Raw genomic sequence first — 2,199 nt, 5'->3', positions numbered from 1 at the left:
TCGCTTTTGTTTGTGCCCGTAGCCAGTGTGATAATTGTTGTCGTGTGTGATCGTTAGTACAGTGTCGCCAATATCTCAGAGACAGGGACTTATGGTTCGCTAGAACTGGTCGGTGAGAACTGGACCTACACCCTTGATCAAGCCAGCGTGCAGAATTTAGATGCCGGTGATCAGGTCACCGATACCATTACCCTGACTGCCTCTGATGGCACCCAGCAAGCCATTGTGATCACCATTACTGGTAGCGAAGATGCGCCTGAAGTCAGCGGTGAGTTTGTGGGTTCCGTGACCGAAGGTAATGAAGGCGATGCGCCTGTCACTGCCACAGGCACCATTGCGATCAGTGATGTTGATGGCGACGATACACCCATCTTTGCGGACACCACTGAGACAGGCACCTATGGTTCGCTCGAACTGGTGAACGGCAATTGGACTTACACCCTCGACCAAGCCAGCGTGCAGAATTTGGATGCCGGCGATCAAGTGACGGATACCATTACCCTGACCGCAAGCGATAACACCCAACAAACCATTGTGATCACCATTACTGGTAGCGAGGATGCGCCAGAAGTCACCGGTGAGTTTGTTGGTTCCGTGACCGAAGGTAATGTCGGTGATGCACCTGTCACTGCGACGGGTACCCTTGCGATCAGTGATGTTGATGGCGACGATACACCCACCTTTGCGGACACCACTGAGACAGGCACCTATGGTTCGCTCGAACTGGTGAACGGCAATTGGACTTACACCCTCGATCAAGCCAGCGTGCAGAATTTGGATGCTGGCGATCAGGTCACCGACACCATTACCCTCACAGCAAGCGATAACACCCAACAAGATATTGTCATCACCATTACCGGGACGGATGACGACCCTGTAGTCAGTGGTGAGTTTATTGGTTCGGTCACCGAAGGTAACGTAGGTGATGCGGCCGTGACTGCAACGGGCACCATTGCGATCAGTGATGTGGATGGCGACGATACGCCCACCTTTGCCGATACCATAGAGACCGGCACTTACGGTTCGCTCGAGCTGGTCGATGGCAATTGGACTTACACACTTAATCAAGCCAGCGTTCAAAACTTGGATGCCGGCGATCAGGTTACCGATACCATCACCCTCATCGCCTCTGATGGCACCCAGCAAGATATTGTCATCACCATTACCGGAACGGATGATGCCCCTGAAGTCACCGGTGAATTTGTTAGCTCAGTCACTGAAAGCAATGTGGGCGATGCGCCTGTCACTGCCTCAGGAACCATTGATATCACTGATGTCGACGGCGGCGATAGTCCAACCTTTGCGGACACCACTGAAGCGGGCACCTATGGCTCATTAGAGGTGGTGAACGGCAATTGGACCTACACCCTCGATCAGGCTGCGGTACAGAATTTAGACGCTGGCGATCAGGTCACCGACATCATTACTCTGACGGCCTCTGATGGCACCCAGCAAGCTATTGTGATCACTATTACTGGTAGCGAAGATGCGCCTGAAGTCAGTGGTGAGTTTGTTGGTTCCGTCACTGAGGGCAATGAAGGCGATGCGCCTGTCACTGCCACCGGCAGCATTGCGATCAGCGATGTCGACGATGGCGATACTCCGACCTTTGCCAATACCACAGAGACCGGCACTTATGGTTCGCTGGAATTGGTCGATGGCAGCTGGACCTACACCCTCGATCAGTCTGCGGTGCAGAACTTGGACGCTGGCAATCAAGTGACGGATACCATTACCCTCACAGCAAGCGATAACACCCAACAAACCATTGTGATCACCATTACTGGTAGCGAAGATGCGCCTGAAGTCAGTGGTGAGTTTGTGGGTTCCGTCACCGAAGGTAACGAAGGCGATGCGCCTGTCACCGCAACGGGCACCATTGCGATCAGCGATGTCGACGATGGCGATAATCCAACCTTCGCCAATACTATAGCGTCTGGCACTTATGGTTCACTCGAGCTGGTCGATGGTGATTGGACGTATACTCTCGATCAGTCTGCGGTACAGAATTTGGATGCCGGCGATCAAGTCACCGATACCATTACCCTGACTGCCTCTGATGGCACCCTGCAAGATATTGTTATCACGATTACTGGTAGCGAGGATGCGCCAGAAGTGACCGGTGAGTTTGTCGGTTCCGTCACTGAGGGCAATGAAGGCGATGCCCCGCTACCTGCACCAAGATCCATTGCGAACCGT

Annotated in this window: 1 protein-coding gene; it reads left to right on the top strand. The window is 53.3% G+C overall.

What is annotated here, in order from left to right:
* Positions 1 to 72: 72 nt before the first annotated feature.
* Positions 73 to 2,199, top strand: a 2,127-nt coding sequence (locus BGK46_RS01410) for a VCBS domain-containing protein (protein WP_256388316.1), incomplete at its 3' end; no start/stop codon positions are given.

Source organism: Salinivibrio sp. SS2, assembly GCF_001722075.1.
GTDB lineage: Bacteria > Pseudomonadota > Gammaproteobacteria > Enterobacterales > Vibrionaceae > Salinivibrio > Salinivibrio proteolyticus.
This window is presented reverse-complemented; position numbering and strand designations above follow the sequence as displayed.